Annotated in this window: 12 protein-coding genes; 5 read left to right on the top strand and 7 right to left on the bottom strand. The window is 60.7% G+C overall.

All coding sequences use genetic code 11. The features are described from left to right. Positions 1-86 precede the first annotated feature (86 nt). Complete coding sequence (locus tag ACUN9V_RS12245) at positions 87-2,906, top strand: TonB-dependent receptor (RefSeq protein ID WP_445511589.1); 2,820 nt, start codon at positions 87-89, stop codon at positions 2,904-2,906. Positions 2,907-3,062: 156 nt separating this feature from the next. Continuing rightward, on the top strand, positions 3,063-5,060 hold the full coding sequence (locus ACUN9V_RS12250; protein ID WP_445511590.1) for a M13 family metallopeptidase: 1,998 nt from the start codon (positions 3,063-3,065) through the stop codon (positions 5,058-5,060). Positions 5,061-5,166: 106 nt separating this feature from the next. Here ACUN9V_RS12250 and ACUN9V_RS12255 read toward each other — a convergent pair whose 3' ends face one another. Then, a complete protein-coding gene (locus ACUN9V_RS12255; protein WP_445511591.1) occupies positions 5,167-8,613 on the bottom strand; it encodes a hypothetical protein in 3,447 nt (1,148 codons plus the stop codon). Between the two features lie 297 nt (positions 8,614-8,910). Then, positions 8,911-10,176, bottom strand: a complete 1,266-nt coding sequence (locus ACUN9V_RS12260) for an OmpP1/FadL family transporter (RefSeq protein WP_445511592.1) — start codon at positions 10,174-10,176, stop codon at positions 8,911-8,913. 317 nt (positions 10,177-10,493) lie between these two features. On the opposite strand from ACUN9V_RS12260, the gene ACUN9V_RS12265 reads away from it, so the two are divergent. The 3 genes from ACUN9V_RS12265 to ACUN9V_RS12275 all read left to right on the top strand — a co-directional run bounded on the left by ACUN9V_RS12265 (position 10,494) and on the right by ACUN9V_RS12275 (position 14,214). Beyond that, on the top strand, positions 10,494-10,937 hold the full coding sequence (locus tag ACUN9V_RS12265) for a MerR family transcriptional regulator (protein WP_445511593.1): 444 nt from the start codon (positions 10,494-10,496) through the stop codon (positions 10,935-10,937). A 191-nt stretch (positions 10,938-11,128) separates the two neighbouring features. Beyond that, positions 11,129-13,669 carry a heavy metal translocating P-type ATPase gene (locus ACUN9V_RS12270; protein WP_445511635.1) on the top strand — a complete coding sequence of 847 codons (2,541 nt, stop codon included), beginning with the start codon at positions 11,129-11,131 and terminating at the stop codon, positions 13,667-13,669. 110 nt (positions 13,670-13,779) lie between these two features. Further along, the gene (locus ACUN9V_RS12275) at positions 13,780-14,214 is read left to right on the top strand and encodes a VOC family protein (protein ID WP_445511594.1); all 435 of its coding nucleotides are present in this window, start codon (positions 13,780-13,782) and stop codon (positions 14,212-14,214) included. A gap of 35 nt (positions 14,215-14,249) precedes the next feature. On the opposite strand, the gene ACUN9V_RS12280 is transcribed toward ACUN9V_RS12275, so the two are convergent. The 5 genes from ACUN9V_RS12280 to ACUN9V_RS12300 form a co-directional block, all read right to left on the bottom strand. Next, positions 14,250-14,861, bottom strand: a complete 612-nt coding sequence (locus tag ACUN9V_RS12280) for a YitT family protein (protein ID WP_445511595.1) — start codon at positions 14,859-14,861, stop codon at positions 14,250-14,252. Positions 14,862-15,050: 189 nt separating this feature from the next. Further along, a complete protein-coding gene (locus ACUN9V_RS12285) occupies positions 15,051-16,868 on the bottom strand; it encodes a single-stranded-DNA-specific exonuclease RecJ (protein WP_445511596.1) in 1,818 nt (605 codons plus the stop codon). Between the two features lie 7 nt (positions 16,869-16,875). Further along, complete coding sequence (locus ACUN9V_RS12290) at positions 16,876-17,496, bottom strand: glutathione S-transferase family protein (RefSeq protein ID WP_445511597.1); 621 nt, start codon at positions 17,494-17,496, stop codon at positions 16,876-16,878. A 41-nt stretch (positions 17,497-17,537) separates the two neighbouring features. After that, complete coding sequence (gene thrC / locus ACUN9V_RS12295; RefSeq protein WP_445511598.1) at positions 17,538-18,926, bottom strand: threonine synthase; 1,389 nt, start codon at positions 18,924-18,926, stop codon at positions 17,538-17,540. Positions 18,927-19,037: 111 nt separating this feature from the next. After that, on the bottom strand, positions 19,038-20,354 hold the full coding sequence (locus ACUN9V_RS12300; RefSeq protein ID WP_445511599.1) for a homoserine dehydrogenase: 1,317 nt from the start codon (positions 20,352-20,354) through the stop codon (positions 19,038-19,040). Positions 20,355-20,499: the final 145 nt, after the last annotated feature.

Consider the following 20,499-nt stretch of genomic DNA (forward strand, 5'->3'; position numbering starts at 1 on the left):
TCAACGATAACAACAAAGCAGAGCATCCGAATAATAGCCATTGAGCGTCCAATACCAACAACTGCTATTCAAGGGACACCCTGAAAATGATTACCCCAAAAATTTGGGATGCCGAGCATCCCAGGGAACCACTTCGCTCCAAATCCGGCTGGCGGCGTTCGATGATGCGCCCTGCCATCTGGAAAAAATCGTCATTGCTGGTGTCGACCTGCCTGATCCTGGCGGCTGCGACCCCTCTCGCCATGGCCCAGGACAGCGACGAGGACTATATCGCGCCCCCCGCTGGCGCTTCCGACGAGATTGCCGAGCCGGCACCCGCCGCGCCAGCCGGAGCGGCCCCCGCGGCCGCGGCGGCTCCTGCCGCTGCCGTCGCCCCAGCCATAGCACCGACGCAGGACCTGGGTCGTATGGAGGTCACCGGTTCGGCAATTGCCCGAACCGATGCCGAGACTGCGGTACCAGTAACGATCATCGAGGCAGAGGAGATGCGCCAGCAAGGCATCACCTCTACGGCACAACTGCTCTCACAGATTTCCGCCAATGACACCAGCTACGGGCCCGGTTATGGCACCGGCACCGCCATTACCGGTGGTGCCAGTTTCGCCAACCTGCGTGGTATCGGCACCGACAAGACGCTGGTTCTGCTCAACGGTCGCCGCTTGGCCAACAACTCGCTCGATGGCAGCGCGGTCGACCTCAACTCGATTCCGTTCGGCGCTATTGAACGCGTCGAGGTACTGCGCGACGGCGCCTCAGCTATCTATGGCACCGATGCCATCGGCGGCGTCATCAACTTCATCACCAAGAAAAATCTGACCGGCGGCAACGTCGAGCTCGGCTACGACGCCCCAACCCACAGCGGCGGCGGCGATAGCGGCGACATCAGCGCGACCTGGGGCAACGGCGATCTCGAAGAAGATGGTTTCAACATCATGGGATCGATGCGATACCGCAAGCAAGATGACGTTGACTACACCGACCGTAGCAGTATTCGCCAGATCTATGATCCTTCGAGCGGTATCAACGGCACTTCCTCTTTTGCTTACCCTGGCAATTATTATCAGGGCGGCGTGGCGGGCAACCCGCTTGCCGGAGAAGGTTGTGACGGAGAGGGGTTGGTCGATACCGGTGGCGGCACCTGTACCTATGACTACGGTCGGTACGGGCAAATCCAGCAGAAGACCGAGAACACGTCGCTTTACACTCGAGCCTCGGCCAAACTGGCGGAGAACCACACGGCCTCTCTATCCTATCTGTGGTCACGAAACAAGAACACTTCATTGAGCGCACCGTCGCCGACTTCAGGTGGGCCTGTCATCCAACCCGGGACACCGTTTTATCCCGATGATCCCGCACTTGATCCGACGCAGCCGGTTGATGTGCGCTGGCGCGGTATCCCCGCTGGGCCCCGTGTGACTGATAACACCATCGATGCCCAGCGTCTGGTGCTGGATTTCACCGGCGATTTCTCCGGTTTCAACTACGATAGCGCCGTCTCCTGGAACCGCAGTAATACTGACCTGAACTATCGTAGTGGCTATCTCGATGACAATGATCTGCAAGACGCGTTCAACAACGGCTTGATCGATCCGTTCTCCACTGACCCATTGACCGCAGCCGGTCAACAAGCGCTGGCGGATGCCGAAGCTAGCGGCCTGGTCTGGTCTGCGCAGAACGACGTCTATGCTTGGGACGGTAAACTCAGTCGCGAAATCGGCAACTGGTTTGGCGCGGGCTCCTCGGCTATCGCAGTCGGCGCCGACTATCGTAACGAGCGACTGAAGCTCGAAACCGACCCTGACGTTGCCTCCCGCGCTACCAGCGGAGGACTGTCACCGGATGCATCGGTCAACGAAAGTCGTGATGTCAAAGGCATCTACAGTGAATTGAACGTGCCTATTATCGACGGCCTCGAGGTCACAGCGGCAGTGCGCTACGACGACTATAGCGATGTCGGCGATACCACCAACCCCAAGATTTCCTTCCGCTGGCAACCATTTCAGCAACTGCTGGTCCGTGGTGCCTATAGCGAAGGCTTCCGTGCACCGTCGCTTTACGAGCTCTACGACCCTGCAGCGCAAACGTTCTCGCCAGGCGGCCTCAATGATCCGAGACTTTGCCCTGGCGGCTCACCCGCCAACGGTGGCGTTGCCAGCCGCGACTGTAATACCCAGTTCCTGGAAGAGCAGGGAGGCAACGAGGATCTGAAACCGGAAGAAGCCAAGAACTGGACACTCGGCTTCGTCTATCAGCCGTTCCAGAGCTTCTCGGCGGGTCTGGATTTCTGGTGGATCGAGATCGAAAACGAAGTGGCGCTACCAACTTCTGATTACATTATCGCCAATGAGCCTGGCACCATCATGCGTAACGACGATGGGTCAATCGACTACATTCCGGTTCGCTATCAAAACCTTGGCACCACCAAGACCAACGGTGTTGACGTGTCGGCCAATTATCGACTGCCGACAAGCTACGGCTTCTTTACCGTGGGCTACACCGGTACCTACGTCGACCGCTACGACTTCCAGGAAACACCGGACGGCGATTACGTCAGCCGCGTCGGCCATTATCGCGCCGGTTATGGCACAGTCTTCCGCTGGAAACACAAGCTTTCCGTCAACTGGACGAGAGGTCATTGGGGTGCCGGTGTCATCAACCACTACATGACAGGTTATGACGACTACGACACATCCACCCACAGCGAAGTCGGTTCCTATACCACCTGGGACGCACTGGGTTCGTACGCTTTCACGGCCGGCCCGACGGTCACCCTCGGCGTGCGTAACATGTTCGACCGTGATCCACCGTTCTCCAACCAGCCAGAAATCGGCCAGCTCGGTTACGATGCTCGCTATGCCGATGCGTTGGGCCGCACGGTCTACGCGCGCTTCAACTACGCCTTCTGACCAAATTCGACGTTCCTTAACGATCGATTGCCGCTGCCGTGCGCAGCGGCTTTTTTATCCGCTCGAGTAGAGGCTCCAGGAGTTATGACTGACAGACGCATCATTTCATCCCCGGCATCAGCGCGCGCCATAGCCACTCTCGTAATAGCCGGCACAATGGGACCACTTGCTCTTGCCGACACGCCAGCCTCTGCCCCAACCATGGGTGTGTGGGGCGTCGATCTTGCGGCACGTGATACCGCCATCGCCCCCGGTGATGACTTTTACCACTACGTCAACGGTGACTGGCTGGCACGCACGCCGATTCCGCCCGATCGCAGCAACTACGGGGCATTTACTCAACTGGCGGAGCGCGCCGAGCAGCAGGTGCGCGACATTCTCCGCCAGCTCGACGGTGCCGACACCCCACCAAACTCGCCCCAGCAGCGGCTAGGCGATTTCTACCACGCCTGGATGGACGAGGGCGCTATCGAGGCCAAGGGCGTCATCCCGTTGACGTCGGATCTGGAGCGCCTCGCAGAGATCGAGAGCAAAACGGATCTGGCACGGTTCAGCGCCGACCACCACTTCGGCGTGCCGACCATCGCCACTACGGAGGTCGATATTGACGTCAAGGCGCCGGATCGCTACGTCGCGTATCTATCACAGATGCCGCTGATTCTGCCCACCCGGGACTACTACCTCGGCGGCGACCCGCGTTTCGATGCAATTCGCCAAGCGTATCATGCTTATATCACCAGACTGCTGGCGCTGGCCGGGCAACCCCATCCTCAACAGAGCGCGCAACACATTCTCGAGTTGGAAACCGCCATGGCGAAAGTCGAGTGGGCGCCAGCAAAGCAGCGCGATCGCGATCTGACCTACAACCCTCTCCAGCCGGATCAACTCGGCGAGTACGCGCCCGGCTTCCCCTGGCAAGCATGGCTCTCGGCCAGCGGACTTGCCGGTCAGGACAAGGTCGTGCTGATGGAGAACACCGCCATTCGCGACCTGGCACGGCTTTTTGACGCAACACCGCTCTCGACGCTCAAGACCTATTCGATGTTCCGGCTGCTGGATGCCAACAGCTCCTATCTCTCGAGCGATTTCAGCCAAGCGCATTTCGATTTTCATGGCAGACGCTTATCTGGCCAGCCAGAGCAGCGTGAGCGTTGGAAGCGAGGCGTATCGCTGATCAACGATTTCCTGGGCCAGGCCGCCGGCAAGCTCTATGTGATGCTGCATTTCCCGCCCAGCGCCAAGAGTGAGATGCAGACGCTGGTCGCCAATCTCGAAGACGCCTACCGCGACCGCCTGCAACACCAGGTGAGTTGGATGACCGACCAGACCCGTCAACGAGCACTGGACAAGCTCGACGCCTTCACCGCCAAGATCGCTTATCCCGACGAATGGGAAACCTACGCCGGAATGAACATTCGTGCGGACGATCTTTACGGCGACGTCGGTGCGGCACGCCAGTGGCACTGGGAGGACGACCTCGCCAAGCTCGGAGGCCCGGTTGACCGGGACGAGTGGTTCATGAGTCCGCAGACCGTCAACGCCTATTATTCGCCATCGCGCAACGAGATCGTCTTTCCGGCGGCGATACTGCAGCCACCCTTCTTCGATCCCAATGCCGACCCGGCGGTCAACTACGGCGGTATCGGTGCGGTCATCGGCCACGAGATGAGCCACGGCTTCGATGACCAGGGCCGCAAGTCCGATGGTTCGGGAATGTTGGTCGATTGGTGGACACCGACCGATGCCGAACATTTCGACGAACTGGCCAAGCGCCTCGGGCAGCAGTACGCCGAGTACGAACCGATAACCGGTTATTCACTCAATCCGCAGCTGACAATGGGCGAAAACATCGGCGACCTTGGTGGGCTCAACATCGCCTTCGGTGCCTATCACCGCTCGCTGGATGGCGAACCCGCACCGATCATCGAAGGCTTCACCGGTGACCAGCGCTTTTTCTTGGCCTGGGGCCAGGTCTGGCGTCGCCTAATGCGCGAAGAGGAAATGATCAATCGTGTACAGAGCGATCCCCATTCGCCTTCGCAGTTCCGCGTCAATGGTATCGTTCGCAACATGGATGAATGGTACCGCGCCTTCGACGTCACCCCTGGCGACGATCTCTATCTGCCGTCCGAAAAGCGGGTGGTGATCTGGTAGCGTTCAAAGACGATCGCACCAGTCCGAACGACGACCCCCGGTCAGTTAGCCGGGGGCCATCGTTCGCGCAAGTTTTCGTCGGAGATTTGGATCACCAAAGCGTCGATCAGGCTCGTCGCTCGACCCCGATCGTTTCGAGCCAAGCATTGAGATCCTTGGTACTGATCTTGTCATCACTGCCATCGTTCTTTTTGAAGGTGTCGAGCATGGTGAAGAGACCGTCGTCTCCCAGAAGCAGCTTTGCCGCATCGCGTTCACTGTCGCTGCGATCCTCGTCATCGGCGATCTTGTTCAGGTCCTTGCGACTGACGATATCGTCTTTACCGTTCCAGTCATCCCAGAGTTCGATCACCGACTTCAGCGCATCCTGGTTAGCATGGTAGAAGTCACTGCTGTGATCTCCCACGATGGAGGACTGACGATAGCCATCCAGATCATCTTCACCAATGGTGGCAAACCAGTCATCGAAGTCTTTCGTACTGATCTTATTGTCGCCGTCGCCGCCCTTCTGAAACGTATCGAGGGTATTGAAGAAACCTTCATTCTCGAGCAGAAAGTCCGCGGCCGCGCTCTCGGATTCGCTTTTCTCATCGTCATCGACAATCTTCTGAAGATCCTTGCGACTGACGATATCGTCCTTGCCGTTCCAGTCATTCCACCGTTCGGCAATCGTCTGGAGTTCGGCCGAATGATCCTGCAGGAACTCTAAGTCGTAATCGTTGGCTGCTGCCGTCTGTCTATACGCATCAACGCTGTCCTTACCGAGTTCTCCCAGCCAGGTATCGAGATCGTTGGTGCTGATCTTTGCGTCACCGTCTCCGCCGTGTTTCAAAGAGTCCAACCCATCGTAGAAGCCGTTCTCGTCAAGCAGGAACTGGGCCGCGTCGCGTTCACTCTGGCTTCTCCCCTCGTCGGCAACGATATCTCGAAGATCATCTCGACTGACGATGGAGTCGCCCCCGTTCCAGTCGTCCCAAACGGTGGCGATAGTGTCGATTTCTGCGTGGTGGGCATCAAAAAAATCTTTGCCATAGAGCGTCATCATCGCATCCATGCGGGAATTTCGACGAAGCTCGTCGGTGCCCAGGCCTTCATCACCCGCATCCATGTCGGTGTCACTCCAAGGGCGCCAGTCGTCGGTCTTGCTGGTATGGTCCTTGCCGGTCTGCCGCGTCGTGCCGCCGGTCAGATGTTTCTCCCAAAGATTCTCGGTGCCAGGGTCACCGTCCTTGTGCAGGTAGGGAGACAGCCGGGGGAGAGAGCTGCCACGCTTCCCTTCGGTATCCTGGAAGTGCTGCCACTCCTTGGACTGGTAGTCGAAAATCGATCGGTCGTCAGGCGTATCCCGTCCGCCATACATGTAGGACTCGTAGCGAGCGAACTCGAGCTTGTCGCCCCAATCGTCCTGAGTGACTCCGTATTCGGACAGATCCTTGAAAAAATCACCCTGGGAGTCGGTCAGTTTTTGCAGTTTCTGGTGATTGATCGCTTCCGCAATCAATGAACCGGCAACCCCGAAGATGGCGCCCGCAATCCCCAGCACCGGGCCGGCGATCCGGCTCCCCATGAATAGCCCGTTAATGACCTTTGAACCGATATTGCCAATGCTCGCAGCCAGATTGCTGCCTCGAGAAGAGAACATCGAGATCGTGTTGGCGATCGACATCGCGGTTCCCGAGGTTCCGGCGGCCAGCGTCAGGCCCGCCCCCGCTCTCTCGAGCGCACTGTCGGCATTCTTGAGCTTGTTGACCCCAGTGACGATATCCATGACCCCGCCGGTCACATCCAACCCGGCGCCGCCCATGAAACGCAGGAAACTGCGCCCAGCCTTTCTGGCCGTATCGCCCTTGGAGTCGCCCGTGCTCGGCGCGCCCATCTGTTCGCCCAGCGCCTGGATCATCTCGCGGTAGTCGCGGCGTCCGTTCTCATCCAGGTTATCGAGCGGAATCTCCGCGTCCCCGAGATTTTCGGATGCGGTATTGACAGAATCCTTGATCTGCTTCGATACCGCGTCTGCATTCTGGGTGCTCTGGCTCTTCCAGATGTCGGGGAAATTCTCATCCAGAAGCCCCAACCATGAGGTCGCCTGGATGCGCGCCTGTCCCTCCTTCTTGCCCGCTAATTGCTCGACAATATTCGATCCGAAGCGCGCGAAGTCATTGCCGTAGCTCAAACCACTGACCAAGTCGCGCACGGCTGCCAGACGCTCTGTCCCGGTCATGTCATCCCAACTACCGTTGGCCAGCTGTACACCACCGCTGATCAGACTCATGGTTCCGGTCATGGCGCCCAGCATGCCGGATGAGCTCGACGAGTCGAGTAACTTCTTGAAGGTACCGCGAGTGTCTTCCGATACGTCCTTGAGATTGTCGTTGATGACGTTCTGGAACAGTTTTTCTTTCTGCGCCTTATCCGTACCGGAGGATTCGCTGATATTGATGGCGAGATTGAATGACTTGACGAGCTTCTTGCTGTCGCCGCTGCTCAACCCGCCGAGCGTCTGCTTGAAGCTCTCGATGTCATTGAGGACTTTGTTGTAGGCGTTATAGGCCTTGGTGCCTTTATCGAAATTCTGCAAGGCACCGTTGATACCATGCTGAACGATATCGATGGTGTCGCGCAGCGCCACCTTGGCATTGTCCGCATCGATGGAGTCGGGGTTCTCCATGTAGGTATCGAGTTGATGCGTCATCATATTCTGGTCGAAGGTCTGCTTACGCTGGGCGTAGTTATCCGGCTCGAGTGCCTGCAACGCCTCGAAGTAGTTGTCGACCTCGGTCTGGATCTTGTCGGAAAGTTCCTCATCACCGCTCGCTTCGGCTTTCTCCTTCGTGGCAATGACGTAATTTTCGAAATCCAGGTTGGGGTCCTTGCTATCCGGCTCGAATAGCGCCTCGTCGACCTTATCGGCGATTGCCGTACGCTTGTCGTCGGGAATACTGGCAATCGAATCCTGCAGGGCACTGTCGTAGCGTTTGCTGATGCTCTCCTTCTGCATCAGATCGGAAATCTGCTTGGCCAGCGCATCTTCGTCGATAATCGCTTTGGCATCGTCACCGGTCAGGTGCGTCGGATTCGTCTGCGTCTGGCGATAAGTCGAACCACCCGACTCAATCAGTTCGACGTAGCCATACAGGTCGTAGCCGTTATCGACGGCGCCCTGGGCATCGATCAGATCGACCAGTTTGGCCTCGTCGGAGTCCTCGCTCAGCTTGCCGCTATCGATATCGTCACGGATGCCGTCGATGAAGTTCTCGGCCGCCTGGGTGCCAACGGTCGAGTCGTCGCCAACCGTCACATCCATCAGCCCGTCTTCGCTGAAATCCGGAATTTCGTACTTGTCACGGATCTGGTTGACGCTCAGGTCCATGTCGCCGGTGTCACCGGGTGCGCCTGAACCACCTGCCTCGTCGACTTCAAGGTTCTCTGTGCTCTCCGTTTTTCCCTCGGCTATCGCTCGGGTCAACGTCGTCAGCCAGCCCTTGGTATCCGCAGAGGAATCCGTCGCATCCAGCGCATTCACCTGCTGGTCTGCATTCACGGACGTTGCCATCGGTAGCCTCCTGAGCCATCAGAGTTGGTAGAGAGCGAGCATCAAAATAATCATGTGGTTTTCAGTATCCCGCTTCACCAATATCCATCAAGGTCATAAATGTGACAAAATTTTTTAATTTGTATTGGTAACGAAACAGATAACGATTGTTATGCATCTTCGTAGCTCAACTCTCCATCACCGAATGGCAGCCGCTCATCACGACGGATTCTATGCCATCATTGCGTTACGCTTGCCCCAAATTGACAACCCCGGCCGAGGCCGGGGTTGTCAGATGAACGCAGATCAGCGAAGAGACTAGAACCGATAGGTCAGCTGAGCACCAAAGATATTGGCGTTGTTGTCGTAATCAGCGGTGTAACGGCCACGCGGCTCGGAAGGATCGCCAACCTCGCCTTGCTCCAGCGGCGCGGAATCTTCCCACAGACGAGTGTAGGCCACATCGAGGGTCAGGTTCGGTGTCGGCGTCCACCCAGCGCCTACCGAGAACAGGGTACGATCGGAAGAGGGAACTCGGACGGTGCGATCACTATCCCGTATCGGCGACTTGTCGAGTGCCAAACCGGTGCGCAGCAGCCACTCCGGAGAAGCCTGATAGGACATGCCGACCGCATACTGCCAGGCGTCCTTGTAGTTCTGCTGCTCGCCGATCGCGGTAACATCGTTTTCGACGTTCAATTCCTCGAACCGACTCCAGCGCACGTAGGTCATTCCAGCCATGATCTTCCAGCGGTCATCGAGTGCGTGAGTGATGGAAAATTCGACGGTTTCCGGTAGCGTGATGCTGAGAGAGGCATCGGCTTTGAGATAGGAGACGGGCAGCGAAGCAACATCGCTGAACTTGACGTCTCCGTCGAGGTCGTAGTCGACCTTGGAGCGATAGGCCAGACCAAGCGTGGTCGACGCCACCGGGCGATAGATGATTCCGGCAACATACCCCCAAGCATCGTCGTCGCCCTTGACATTGACCGTACCGTCACCGGCGGTACCCGGTGTCTTGTTCTCCAGTTCACCCTTGATATGGTTGTAGGTCACCCCGAAGCCGATCGCGAACCTGTCATTGAAGCGATAGGAGAGCGTCGGTTGCGCGGTAATGACTTCTACATCACTGTAGTTGCCGTAGTAACGTCCTTTGTAGTCATCGTCGTAATCCGTGATCAGACCGAACGGCGCGTAGACGCCGAAACCGAAGCTCCAGCGATCGCTGATCGGCTGCACGTAGAAACCGAACGGAATCGCCTTGCCGGGCACCATATCGTCGCCGTCATCGCCGCTGATCGGAGTGCCATATGCGGTAGTACCGGTGGAATCCCTGACGTTGCTACTGGCGTCCAGATAGTGCACACCGGCGCTCACCTGAGCCCGGTCGATGAATGACATTCCCGCAGGATTACCGTAAACGACGGTGGCATCCATGACGTTGGATGCCCTTCCGGCATCGGAAGTGCCCTGAGCGCTGACGCTCTGCTCATTCAGTTGGAAAGCCCCCGCCATGGCTTGCCCGGAAGCGGCAGCGCCAATCAGTGCAATGGCCAACGACAGACGGTTATAGCGATAAGTCATGTTGAGTTCCCCTCGTCCCCGGAAGCCGCCACAGGCGCTGTTCAAGCCTAGTGGCACGTCGGTAATTCCATTGTTTTCCGGGCCGTTTTTCACCATGGAACGACCCGACTTCTTCGTCCCCTTGTTTTGACGGAACGGCGGTTCAGCGTCAATTAGCAAACGGTCGTTTTAATCGCGTTTTGGAGATCTCTTTCGTCGTAAGACCAACCGCTATGGCGCCGAAATGGCCTGTCTAGCGGCATTTTTTCAGCGCTTGACCATTGTGCCACACCTAGGTTTTAGACTGATGTTAATCGTCTATCAGTAGAGGTGGGAGGATGAAAGTCACGGAACTGGCCCGAACCGCCGGTGTCACCGCCGAGACGGTGCGTCACTACACTCGCCAGGCACTGCTGAGGCCCCAGCGCGATCCGGATAACGGCTATCAACTGTTCGATCAACGCGATCTCGAGCGGCTGCGCTTCATTCAGCGCGCGAGAACGCTGGGCTTCAGTCTCAAGGAGATCGCCGACATTCTCGAGCAGGCAGATCAGGGCGACTCCCCCTGCCCGCTGGTCCGCGATCTGCTGGCTGCGCGGCTACCGCAGATCCATGCCCGTATCCACGAGCTTCAGGCACTGGCGGATCGCATGGAGCGGGCGATGAACGACTGGTCACGACTGCCGGACGGCACGCCCGACGGCCATAGCATCTGTCGCCTGATCGAGCAGACGCCCGAGAACGTCGACGACTGCTGCGCCCCGGCGAGGAGGAATTCATGACCCGCTACCCCTATCGCGTCGACGTCATGCACTGCCAGGGCTGCGTCAAACGAATGCGTACCGCCATTCAGGCCGAGGACGACCAGGCCGAGGTCAGCGGCGAACCGGACAGACATCTTCTGCAGGTCGCCAGCTCGCTGCCACGGGATCGGATCGCCCGACTGCTGACCGAAGCCGGCTATCCGCCAGTCATGGAAGACGCGAACCTCGGGACCAATGCCTTCACCATACCGGCGATGCACTGCCAGGGCTGCGTCAAAAGGATGCGCACCGCCATTCAGGCCGAAGACGATCAGGCCGAGGTCAGCGGCAAGCCGGACAAGCATCTTCTGCAGGTCGCCAGCTCGCTGCCGTCGGATCGAATCGTCCAACTGCTGACCGAAGCGGGATATCCGCCGGACGAAGAAGCCTCCGATGAAACCGATATTCCGACGTCATCCGCGGCGCCGCCCAAGACGGATTCGGCTGTGGAACCCGGACATCTGCAACGCCTGTCGATCAGCGGCATGACCTGTGCCGGCTGCGTCAACGCGGTGCAGAAAGCGCTCTCCAGGACCTCGGGCGTGCAGCATGCCCAGGTCAACTTCGCCAGCGAGACGGCGCAGGTCAGTGGCAACGTCAGCACGGCCGATCTGATCGCCGCGGTCGAGAGTGCCGGCTACGGCGCCTCGCCGATCGAGGATCTGCGCGAGGCCGCCGAAAAGCGCCAGCAGAACGCAGTTCGACAGGCCCGCCGACATGGAATCGAATCGGCCATCAGCCTGGCGCTAGGCGTGCCGATGATGCTGGCGATGTTCGTGCACACGCCGCAGCTCGAGGGCGGGGAGCGCTGGATCTGGCTGGCGCTGGGGATTGCCACCCTGGGTGTGCTGGCCACCGCCGGTCGGCGCTTTTTCGACGGTGCCTGGAAAGCGTTCCGGCACCATCAGGCCAACATGGATACCCTGATCGCCTTGGGTAGCGCCGCCGCGTGGCTCTATTCGATGGCCGTGCTGCTGTTCCCGACCGCGATTCCTGAAGGCTCTCGCCATCTCTATTTCGAAGCCTCGCTGATGATCGTCGGTCTGATCGGCATCGGCCAGACACTGGAACTGAGGGCTCGAGGCCGCACCAGCCAGGCGCTCTCCCGGTTGCTCGATCTGCAGAGCAAGACGGCCCGGGTGATCCGTGGCGACGAGGAGCGCGACATCGAGATCGATCAGGTCCAGGTGAACGATCGCATCCGCGTACGTCCCGGCGAGCGTCTGCCGGTCGATGGCGAAGTCGAAGACGGCGAAAGCTTCGTCGACGAGTCGATGCTCACCGGCGAACCGGAGGCGATACGCAAGGCGCCGGGAGATCGGGTCAGCGCCGGCACCGTCAACGGCAAGGGCAGCCTGCTCTATCGTACGAGCCATGTCGGCGACGACACCCGCCTGGGCCGTATCGTCGACCAGGTCTCCCGCGCCCAGGAGTCGCGGCCGCCGATCGGTGCGCTGGCGGACAAGGTCTCGGCGATCTTCGTGCCCAGCGTGATGATCGCCGCCGTCGTCACGGCGCTGATCTGGTTGAACTTCGGCCCGGCGCCGCAACTCGTGCACATGCTGGTGGCGGCGACCACCGTGCTGATCATCGCCTGTCCCTGTGCGCTGGGTCTGGCAACGCCGATCTCGACCATGATCGGCATCGGCAAGGCCGCCGAGCACGGTATCCTGATTCGCGACGGTGAAGCGCTGCAGACTGCCAGTCAGTTGACTACCCTGGTGGTCGACAAGACCGGCACCCTGACCGAAGGCAAACCGCGCGTTACCGACAGCCGCTACTGGCAGCAGGAAGCGCGTATCCATGCCGTGGTCACGGCGCTGGAGCGCGGCTCGGAGCATCCGCTGGCCGATGCCTTGATGGCGCATGTCGGCGAGACGAGGGACCGCCTTTCGATCCATGACTTCGAGAGTCTGACCGGCCGTGGCGTCAGTGCGGCCCTGGATGACGGCAGTCAGGTGTTGCTGGGCAATGCCGCGCTGATGCACGAGCACGGCATCGACACCGCCCCCGCGGCAGCCGATGCCGACAAGTGGCAGGCGCAGGCGACCAGCGTGATCTATCTTGCCATCGGCGGCGAGCTGGCGGCCCTGTTCGGCGTGCGCGATGCACTGCGCTCGGACAGCCGTGCGGCGATCTCGCGCCTGCAGGCCGAAGGGCTAAAGGTGGTGATGCTGAGCGGCGACAATCGTGCCGCCGCCGAAGCCATCGCCCGGGAAGCGGGCATCGACGAAGTCCGCGCCGAACTGATGCCGGGGGACAAGCAGCAGGCCATCGTCGAGCTGCAAAACCGCGGCGAGCGGGTCGGCATGGTCGGCGACGGCATCAACGACGCGCCGGCGCTGGCCCAGGCGGACGTCGGCTTCGCCATCGGCCAGGGCACCGATATCGCGATCGAAAGCGCCGGCATGACGCTGATGCGCAACTCGCTGCACGGCGTCGGTGACGCCATCGCGATCAGTCGCGCCACGCTATCCAACATCAAGCAGAATCTGTGGGGCGCCTTCGGCTATAACGCGTTGGGCATCCCGATTGCCGCCGGGATACTCTACCCGTTCACCGGCATGCTGCTGTCGCCGATGATAGCGGCCTTGGCGATGTCGCTATCCTCGGTCACGGTGGTCAGCAACGCCAACCGACTGCGCCTGTTTCGGCCCGATAGCGGACGACATCCGAACCCCGAGATTCAAACAGAGGACGCACCGGCATGACACTTCTGCTCAACATCCTGGGCATCGCCGTGATTCTGTTCATCGTCTGGTGGTTCTGGCTGCGCGGCTGATCGAAACGGACGAGAGCGTCAAACCGGCAAGGAGCAACGATGGCATCATCACACCAGGCGCCGCCACTGGGCGGCGTCATCGAAAGCGTTCTCTATACCCAGGATATGACCCAGGCCCGCGAGTTCTTCACTCGCGTGCTGGGTCTGACCGCGCATCTCGAAGACGAACGTTTCACCGCCTACCCCACCGGCGACACCATGCTGCTGGTGTTCCAGCAGGGCCAGACCGACGAAACGGTGGAGCTTCCCCACGATATGGGCACGATCCCGCCCCATGACGGCACCGGTCGCCAGCATCTGGCGCTGGCGATTCCCGCCGATAGCCTCGAAGCCTGGGAGGCGCACCTCGCCGATCAAGGCGTCGAGATCGAAGGTCGAACCCGCTGGCCGAAAGGCAGCGTGAGCCTCTACTTCCGCGATCCGGACGGCCATCTCCTCGAGCTGGTCACGCCGGGTCTGTGGCCCAACTATTGAACCGCGGCGCCGGCGGACGCTTTCCAGCGCGTTCTTCAGCTCTGGCTAATGCCGGCGTAAAGCCCCGGACGGTGATTGATGGTGAGAATCGCGCCCAGCACCACGGTGCCGATGATCGAATAGATCACGTTGGTCACCGGCAGCACGAAAAACGCCGCCAGCATGATCAAGCCGTCCAATCCCATCTGGACCTTGCCCGCCGGCCAGCCGTAACGATCCTGCAGATAGACGACGAGAATGTTGAAACCGCCGAGACTGCCTCGATGACGGAACAGAAACAGCACGCCCAGCCCGATCAGACTGCCCCCCGCCAGCGCCGCAAACAGTGGATCGACTTCGCCGATCTCCAGCCAGCTCGGCAGCATCCAGGAAATCCATGACAGCAGTGCCACCGCACCGAAGGTCTTGAACGTGAACTGGTGCCCGACGCGTCGCCAGGCGAGCCAGTAGAACGGCAAGTTGATGACGAAGAAGACCGGCCCGAAACTCCAGCCGGTGACATAGGTCACCAATAGCGCAATGCCGGCCGTACTACCGATCAGGATCTCGGCATGATGATAGAGCGCCAGGCCCAGGGCGGCACAGGACGCCCCCAGTAAAATGGCCAGAAAATCCTCATAGGAACGGTGACGATGCGTCGTTTCCATCGGGCAATCCTTGTTATCTTGTCACTGCCGGATAGGCAGCCGAATTCAGAGGCGGCGCTTGTGGCGCCGCGGCGAATTATATCGTCAACGCGACTCAGAAGAGAGCGTCGGCATCACGGGGAAGCGCCGAGGTCGGCGCGGCAGAAGTGCAGGGCAGGAATTGGGGCTAAAAGCGAGCGGTTCGAGAGTTCAGGGCGTCAGGCGCTCGGCGTGCTCGACCATCAGCTGCAGCGACTCACGACCCTTCCAGCGATTGCGAGAGAGCTTGAAGGCACATCGTATCCGGTCGCCCAGCGAGATCGGCGCGGCTTCACCCGGGTTGAGCGCGCGGAACCAGATCGCTCGGCTCACCACGGCCTCGCAGGAGAGCTCCAACATCAGATGATTGCCTTCGGCGCCGACCGGTCGCAACTGCTCGACCAGGAACTCGGCCTCGAATAGCGGCGCGTCGAATTCGCGCCCGTAGGGCGCCAGCGTATCGAGTTCATCCAGCGTCGCCAGGCTCAGCTGCGAAGCCGCCAGGGGACCGTCGCTCCACACCACCGGAAACAGCTCGCGCTCACCAAGCTGCTCTTTCACCGCTTGCAGAAAGGCGCGGCGAAACGCTTCCAGCTCGGCAACGGGAACGCCGACGCCGGCAGCTCCCCGGTGGCCGCCGAAACGTGGCAGACTCGACGGCGAAAGGTCATGGGCCCGCTGCAGCGCATCCCGCAGATGCAGCGCCTCGATCGAGCGTCCGGAACCGGTCAGCATGTCCGGCGTGGTCGCTGGCGTCAGCACCAGCGCCGGGCGACCATAGGACTGGACCAGCCGGGAGGCGACGATGCCCTGCACGCCGGCGTGCCCCTCCGGCAGATGGATCACCAGCGCCGGCAGATCATCTGCCAGTTGCGGCTTGGCCAGCGCCCGCGCGCTCTCGACCATGTCGGCTTCCAGCGCCTTACGCGCCTGATTGTCGTCGTCGAGTACCTGAAGATGCTGACGCGCGATGCCGTCCTCCGCTGCCAGCATATAGTGCAACGCCGCGTAGGGATCATCCAGCCTTGAGCGGGCATTGATACGCGGCCCCATCTGAAACGCGAGCGTTTCGGCGTTGAACGGCACGCTATCGGCACCCAGGCGCTCTGCCATGACTCGCCAGCAGGCGGCCTCCATTCGATTGATCAACTTCAGCCCGTAGGTCACTACGGCGCGATTGGCGGCACTCGCCCCCAACGAGACGCAGTCGGCCACCGTGCCCAGCGCCACGTAGGAGAGCCACGGCGAAAGCTTGGGTGTCGAGGCCGGCAACACCCCCTGCTCGACCAGCACGGAGCGGGTCAGCGACATCACAAGCCACGCCACCATGCAGCCGGCGATGGTCTTGTCGGGGTAGCCGCAGTCCGAGCGTGTGGGATTGATCGTGGCGTAGGCAGAAGGAGGCGGCCCTTCGATCGGCAGCGCGTGGTGATCGGTGACGACCACGTCGATCCCCGCTTCGCGCAGGCGCGCAATTCTAGGTTCATCGGAGGAGCCGCAATCGGCGGTGATCACCAGGCTGGGTAGCGGCTTCAGCGCCAGCGTGCGCTCGACCAGTGGCAGGCTGATGCCGTAACCGTCGTTGATGCGGTGCCCGATCAGGCTATGCAGCTTCTGGGCCGGCACACCGAACAGCTCGGTCATCGACCGCAGCATCACCACGTGCGAGGTAATGCCATCGACATCGTAATCGGTGAGGATGCCGATGTGCTCGCCTTCGCTCACCGCGCGCGCGATGCGCTCGGCACCACGCCGGGCGTCGCAAAGCTGCTCGGGATGGCTGAGATAGCGTAGCGCCGGAGCGGTCAAAGCCTCCACCGGCCCGTCGTACCCGTGCAGCCGCCCGGCGAGGATGCGGGCCTGAAGCTCACTCAGCCCGCTCTCCAGCCCGCGTCGATAGACGCACTCGTCTTTCGGCCGCGACTGGATTCGGCAGCGGGTATAGTCCCGAGAAGCATTGTCGACTTGAGAGAGGGGGGAAATGGGCATCTAGAGCTCAGGTGAGTGCAGTCATCACGTGCTGGCGAAACGCAGGACGCCTCTCGAGCCGCGCATGCCAGTCGGTCAGATTCGGCAACGTCGGCCGTTCGATATCCATCGCGAACCAGGTATGAACGAAACATCCCATGGGAATGTCACCCATGCCGAAGGCGTCTCCCGATAGCCACTCCTGACGCGCAAGCGCGCTGTCGACGATAGCCAACCGTTCGGCCACGAGCGCCTGGCCGCGTGCCATTGCGTCTCCATCGAACTGCTCGGGAGTAGCCCGCACACGATTGAAGAATAGATCGCGAAATGGCGCGGCCAACATCGACAGCACCCAATCCATCCACTGATCGCACATCGTCCGCTGAATCGGAGTGCCACTTTGCAATGCGCCATTGCCGTAGGCCGCGACCAGATAACGAACGATGGTGTTGGACTCCCACACGCTCCGCTCACCATCGATCAGACACGGAATCAGGCCATTGGGATTGAGCTTGCGGTATTCGTCGCTATCCAAGCCGCCATGCGCGCCACCGTAATCGACCCGCTCGAACTCGAGTTCCAGTTCAGCCGCGCACCAGAGCACTTTCTTGACGTTGTTCGAGTTATCGCGTCCCAGTACTTTCAACATGACCTTCTCCCGTTATCGGCTCGATGCAATCCTGTCGATGCTCAGCGCCGATTGTCGGCGACGAACGCCTGTACTGCCGCAAGCTCTGCCGGCAATACGCTGTAACGCTCTTCGCGTTCGAGCAGGTCGGCCATGTGCACAGGCAGCGGCACGCCGGAAAAACCCGCCTTGACCACGGCTTCGGCGAACTTGGCCGGATGCGCCGTGGCCAGGGTGATCATCGGCGTGGTGGCGTCGGCGCGCGCGCGCTGCGCGGCCAGATAACCGGTGGCGGTGTGCGGATCGAGCAGTTCCTTGGTGCGATGACGCGCATCGCGAATGGCTTCGAGAATGGTGTCGTCGTCGACACTGAAGCTCGCGAACTTCTCGCGCAGCTTGGCCAGCGGCGCCTCGGCCAGCACCGCAGGCTCGCTCTGGAAGCGTTCCAGCAGCTCCCGCACGGCGTCGCCATCGCGATCGTAGGCGTCGAACAGCAGCCGCTCGAAGTTCGACGACACCACGATATCCATCGACGGTGCCAGCGTCGCCGCCAGCTCGCGCTTGGAGAAGTCATTGTCGGCCAGCGTGCGGTGCAGGATATCGTTGGCGTTGGTAGCGATGATGAACTGCTTGACCGGCAGCCCCATCTGGTACGCCATGTAGCCGGCGAAGAGATTACCGAAGTTGGCCGACGGCACGCAGAAGCTGACTTCGCGGTGCGGCGCGCCCAGCGCTACGCCGGCGGCGACGTAGTAGACGATCTGGGCCATGATGCGCGCCCAGTTGATCGAATTGACCGCCACCAGCCGTTCCCCTTTCAGGAAGCCCTGATTGGCGAAGCTCGCCTTGACCATCGCCTGGGCGTCATCGAAATTGCCTTCGATGGCGATATTGAAGACGTTGTCCGCCAGTACCGTGGTCATCTGGCGCCGCTGCACTTCGGAAACCCGGTCGTGCGGATGCAGGATGAAGATATCGAGATGGTCGCAGTGGCGGCAACCCTCGATCGCCGCCGACCCGGTATCGCCGGAGGTGGCACCCATGATCACCGCACGCTCGCCGCGTTTGGCCAGAAAGTGATCGAGGATCCGACCCAGCAGCTGCAGCGCAACGTCCTTGAACGCCAGCGTCGGGCCATGGAACAGTTCGAGCAGGAAGTGGTTGGCGTCGAGCTGATTGAGCGGCACGATAGCATCGTGACTGAAGGTGGCGTAGGCGTCGCGGATCAACTCGCGGAACGTCTCGTCGTCGATCTCGCCGCCGACGAACGGTTTCATCACCCGAAAGGCGATCTCGGCATAGGAGAGGCCGGCCATCGAGGCAAGCTCGTCGTGCGACAGCTGCGGCACCGTTTCGGGGACGTAAAGCCCGCCGTCGGTGGCCATGCCGGTCAATACCACTTCCTCGAAATTCAGCGCCGGCGCCTGGCCGCGCGTACTGATATAACGCATCATTCACCCCGTGAGTGACGAACTACGCACCGCCGTCCTGTTCGACGCGCGGTGCGTGGCTGTAGTTGTCTTACCGGTCATTATCTTGGCTGTCGCCGTTTTCGGCGCGAATCAGCCCTGCTCGTCCAGTGACTCGACGCGAATCCGCGTCACCGGCCCAGCAATATCGGCCAGCGATTCCAGCTGTCGGATCGCCTCGTTCATGTGTTTCTCGCGCGTCCGATGGGTCAGCAGAATGATCGGCACCAGCTCGCCTTCGGTGGCTTCCTTCTGGATGATCGCTTCGATCGAGATGCCCTGCTCGGCGAGAATCGTCGCGACTCGCGCCAGTACGCCCGGACGATCCACGGCCAGCAGACGCAGGTAGTAGGCCGTGACGATCTCTTCCATCGGCAGGATCGGCAGCGCATTGATCTCGTCGTTGACGCCGCTAAAGGCCAGATAGGGCACTCGATAGCTGTGCGCGGTGGCGATATTGCGCGCCACGTCGAGCAGATCGGCAACCACGGCCGACGCCGTGGGTTCGGCGCCGGCGCCGGCACCGTAATAGAGCGTCGGGCCGACGGCGTCGCCCATCACGGCGATGGCGTTCTTGACCCCATGCACATTGGCCAGCAGCCGCTCTTTCGGGATCAGCGTGGGATGGACGCGCAGTTCGATGCCGTTCTCGCCGCGACGGGTGATACCCAGATGCTTGATGGTATAGCCGAGGTTGTCGGCCTGCTCGACGTCATCGGCGGTGATACGCGCAATGCCCTCGGTATAGGCGCGATCGAACTGCAGCGGCACGCCGTAGGCGATCGAGGCCAGGATCGTCAGCTTGTGAGCGGCGTCGATGCCCTCGACGTCGAAGGTCGGATCGGCCTCGGCATAGCCCAGCGCCTGTGCCTCGGCAAGCACGTCATCGAAAGCTCGCCCTTCGTCGCGCATATGGGTCAGGATGTAGTTGCCGGTGCCGTTGATGATACCGGCCAGCCACTGGATCCGGTTGGCGCCCAGACCCTCGCGCAGCGACTTGATCACCGGGATGCCGCCGGCGACGGCAGCCTCGAAGGCGACGATGACGCCCTTCTTGTGGGCGGCGTGGAAAATCTCGTTGCCGTAGACGGCGATCAGCGCCTTGTTGGCGGTGACCACGTGCTTGCCGTGCTCGATGGCCGTCATCACCAGTTCGCGGGCGACGTCGTAGCCACCGATCAGTTCGACCAGCACATCGATATCGGGATTGCGCGCGACCTCGAAAATATCGCGTGTCACCTTGACGCCGGATGTGTCGCAGTCGGGATTGTCACGACGGGTGCCGATCTGCTCGATGACGATGGGCCGACCCGCACGCCGGGCAATTTCATCGGCGTTGCGCGTCAGGACGTCAAAGGTGCCACCGCCTACGGTGCCAAGCCCGCAGATACCCACTCTCACCGGATCCAAGATGTCGCTCTCCCCTACTGGTCTGTGCTCGTCGCATCACCCTCCGGAGCGGTGACCGCGGTTACGGCACCAGACGCCTTGCGGTATCGATCTCGATCCACATTGATCTCGACCCACAAAGTGCCCTGAAGGGCGGTCACGGTAG

Source organism: Salinicola sp. V024, assembly GCF_052645315.1.

Coding starts and splice junctions, on each gene's coding strand:
- ACUN9V_RS12280 (WP_445511595.1), bottom strand. CDS start 14,861: ATGGAAACGACGCATCGTCACCGTTCCTATGAGGATTTTCTGGCCATT.
- ACUN9V_RS12255 (WP_445511591.1), bottom strand. CDS start 8,613: ATGGCAACGTCCGTGAATGCAGACCAGCAGGTGAATGCGCTGGATGCG.
- ACUN9V_RS12245 (WP_445511589.1), top strand. CDS start 87: ATGATTACCCCAAAAATTTGGGATGCCGAGCATCCCAGGGAACCACTT.
- ACUN9V_RS12265 (WP_445511593.1), top strand. CDS start 10,494: ATGAAAGTCACGGAACTGGCCCGAACCGCCGGTGTCACCGCCGAGACG.
- ACUN9V_RS12270 (WP_445511635.1), top strand. CDS start 11,129: ATGGAAGACGCGAACCTCGGGACCAATGCCTTCACCATACCGGCGATG.
- thrC (WP_445511598.1), bottom strand. CDS start 18,926: ATGCGTTATATCAGTACGCGCGGCCAGGCGCCGGCGCTGAATTTCGAG.
- ACUN9V_RS12290 (WP_445511597.1), bottom strand. CDS start 17,496: ATGTTGAAAGTACTGGGACGCGATAACTCGAACAACGTCAAGAAAGTG.
- ACUN9V_RS12250 (WP_445511590.1), top strand. CDS start 3,063: ATGGGACCACTTGCTCTTGCCGACACGCCAGCCTCTGCCCCAACCATG.
- ACUN9V_RS12285 (WP_445511596.1), bottom strand. CDS start 16,868: ATGCCCATTTCCCCCCTCTCTCAAGTCGACAATGCTTCTCGGGACTAT.
- ACUN9V_RS12275 (WP_445511594.1), top strand. CDS start 13,780: ATGGCATCATCACACCAGGCGCCGCCACTGGGCGGCGTCATCGAAAGC.
- ACUN9V_RS12260 (WP_445511592.1), bottom strand. CDS start 10,176: ATGACTTATCGCTATAACCGTCTGTCGTTGGCCATTGCACTGATTGGC.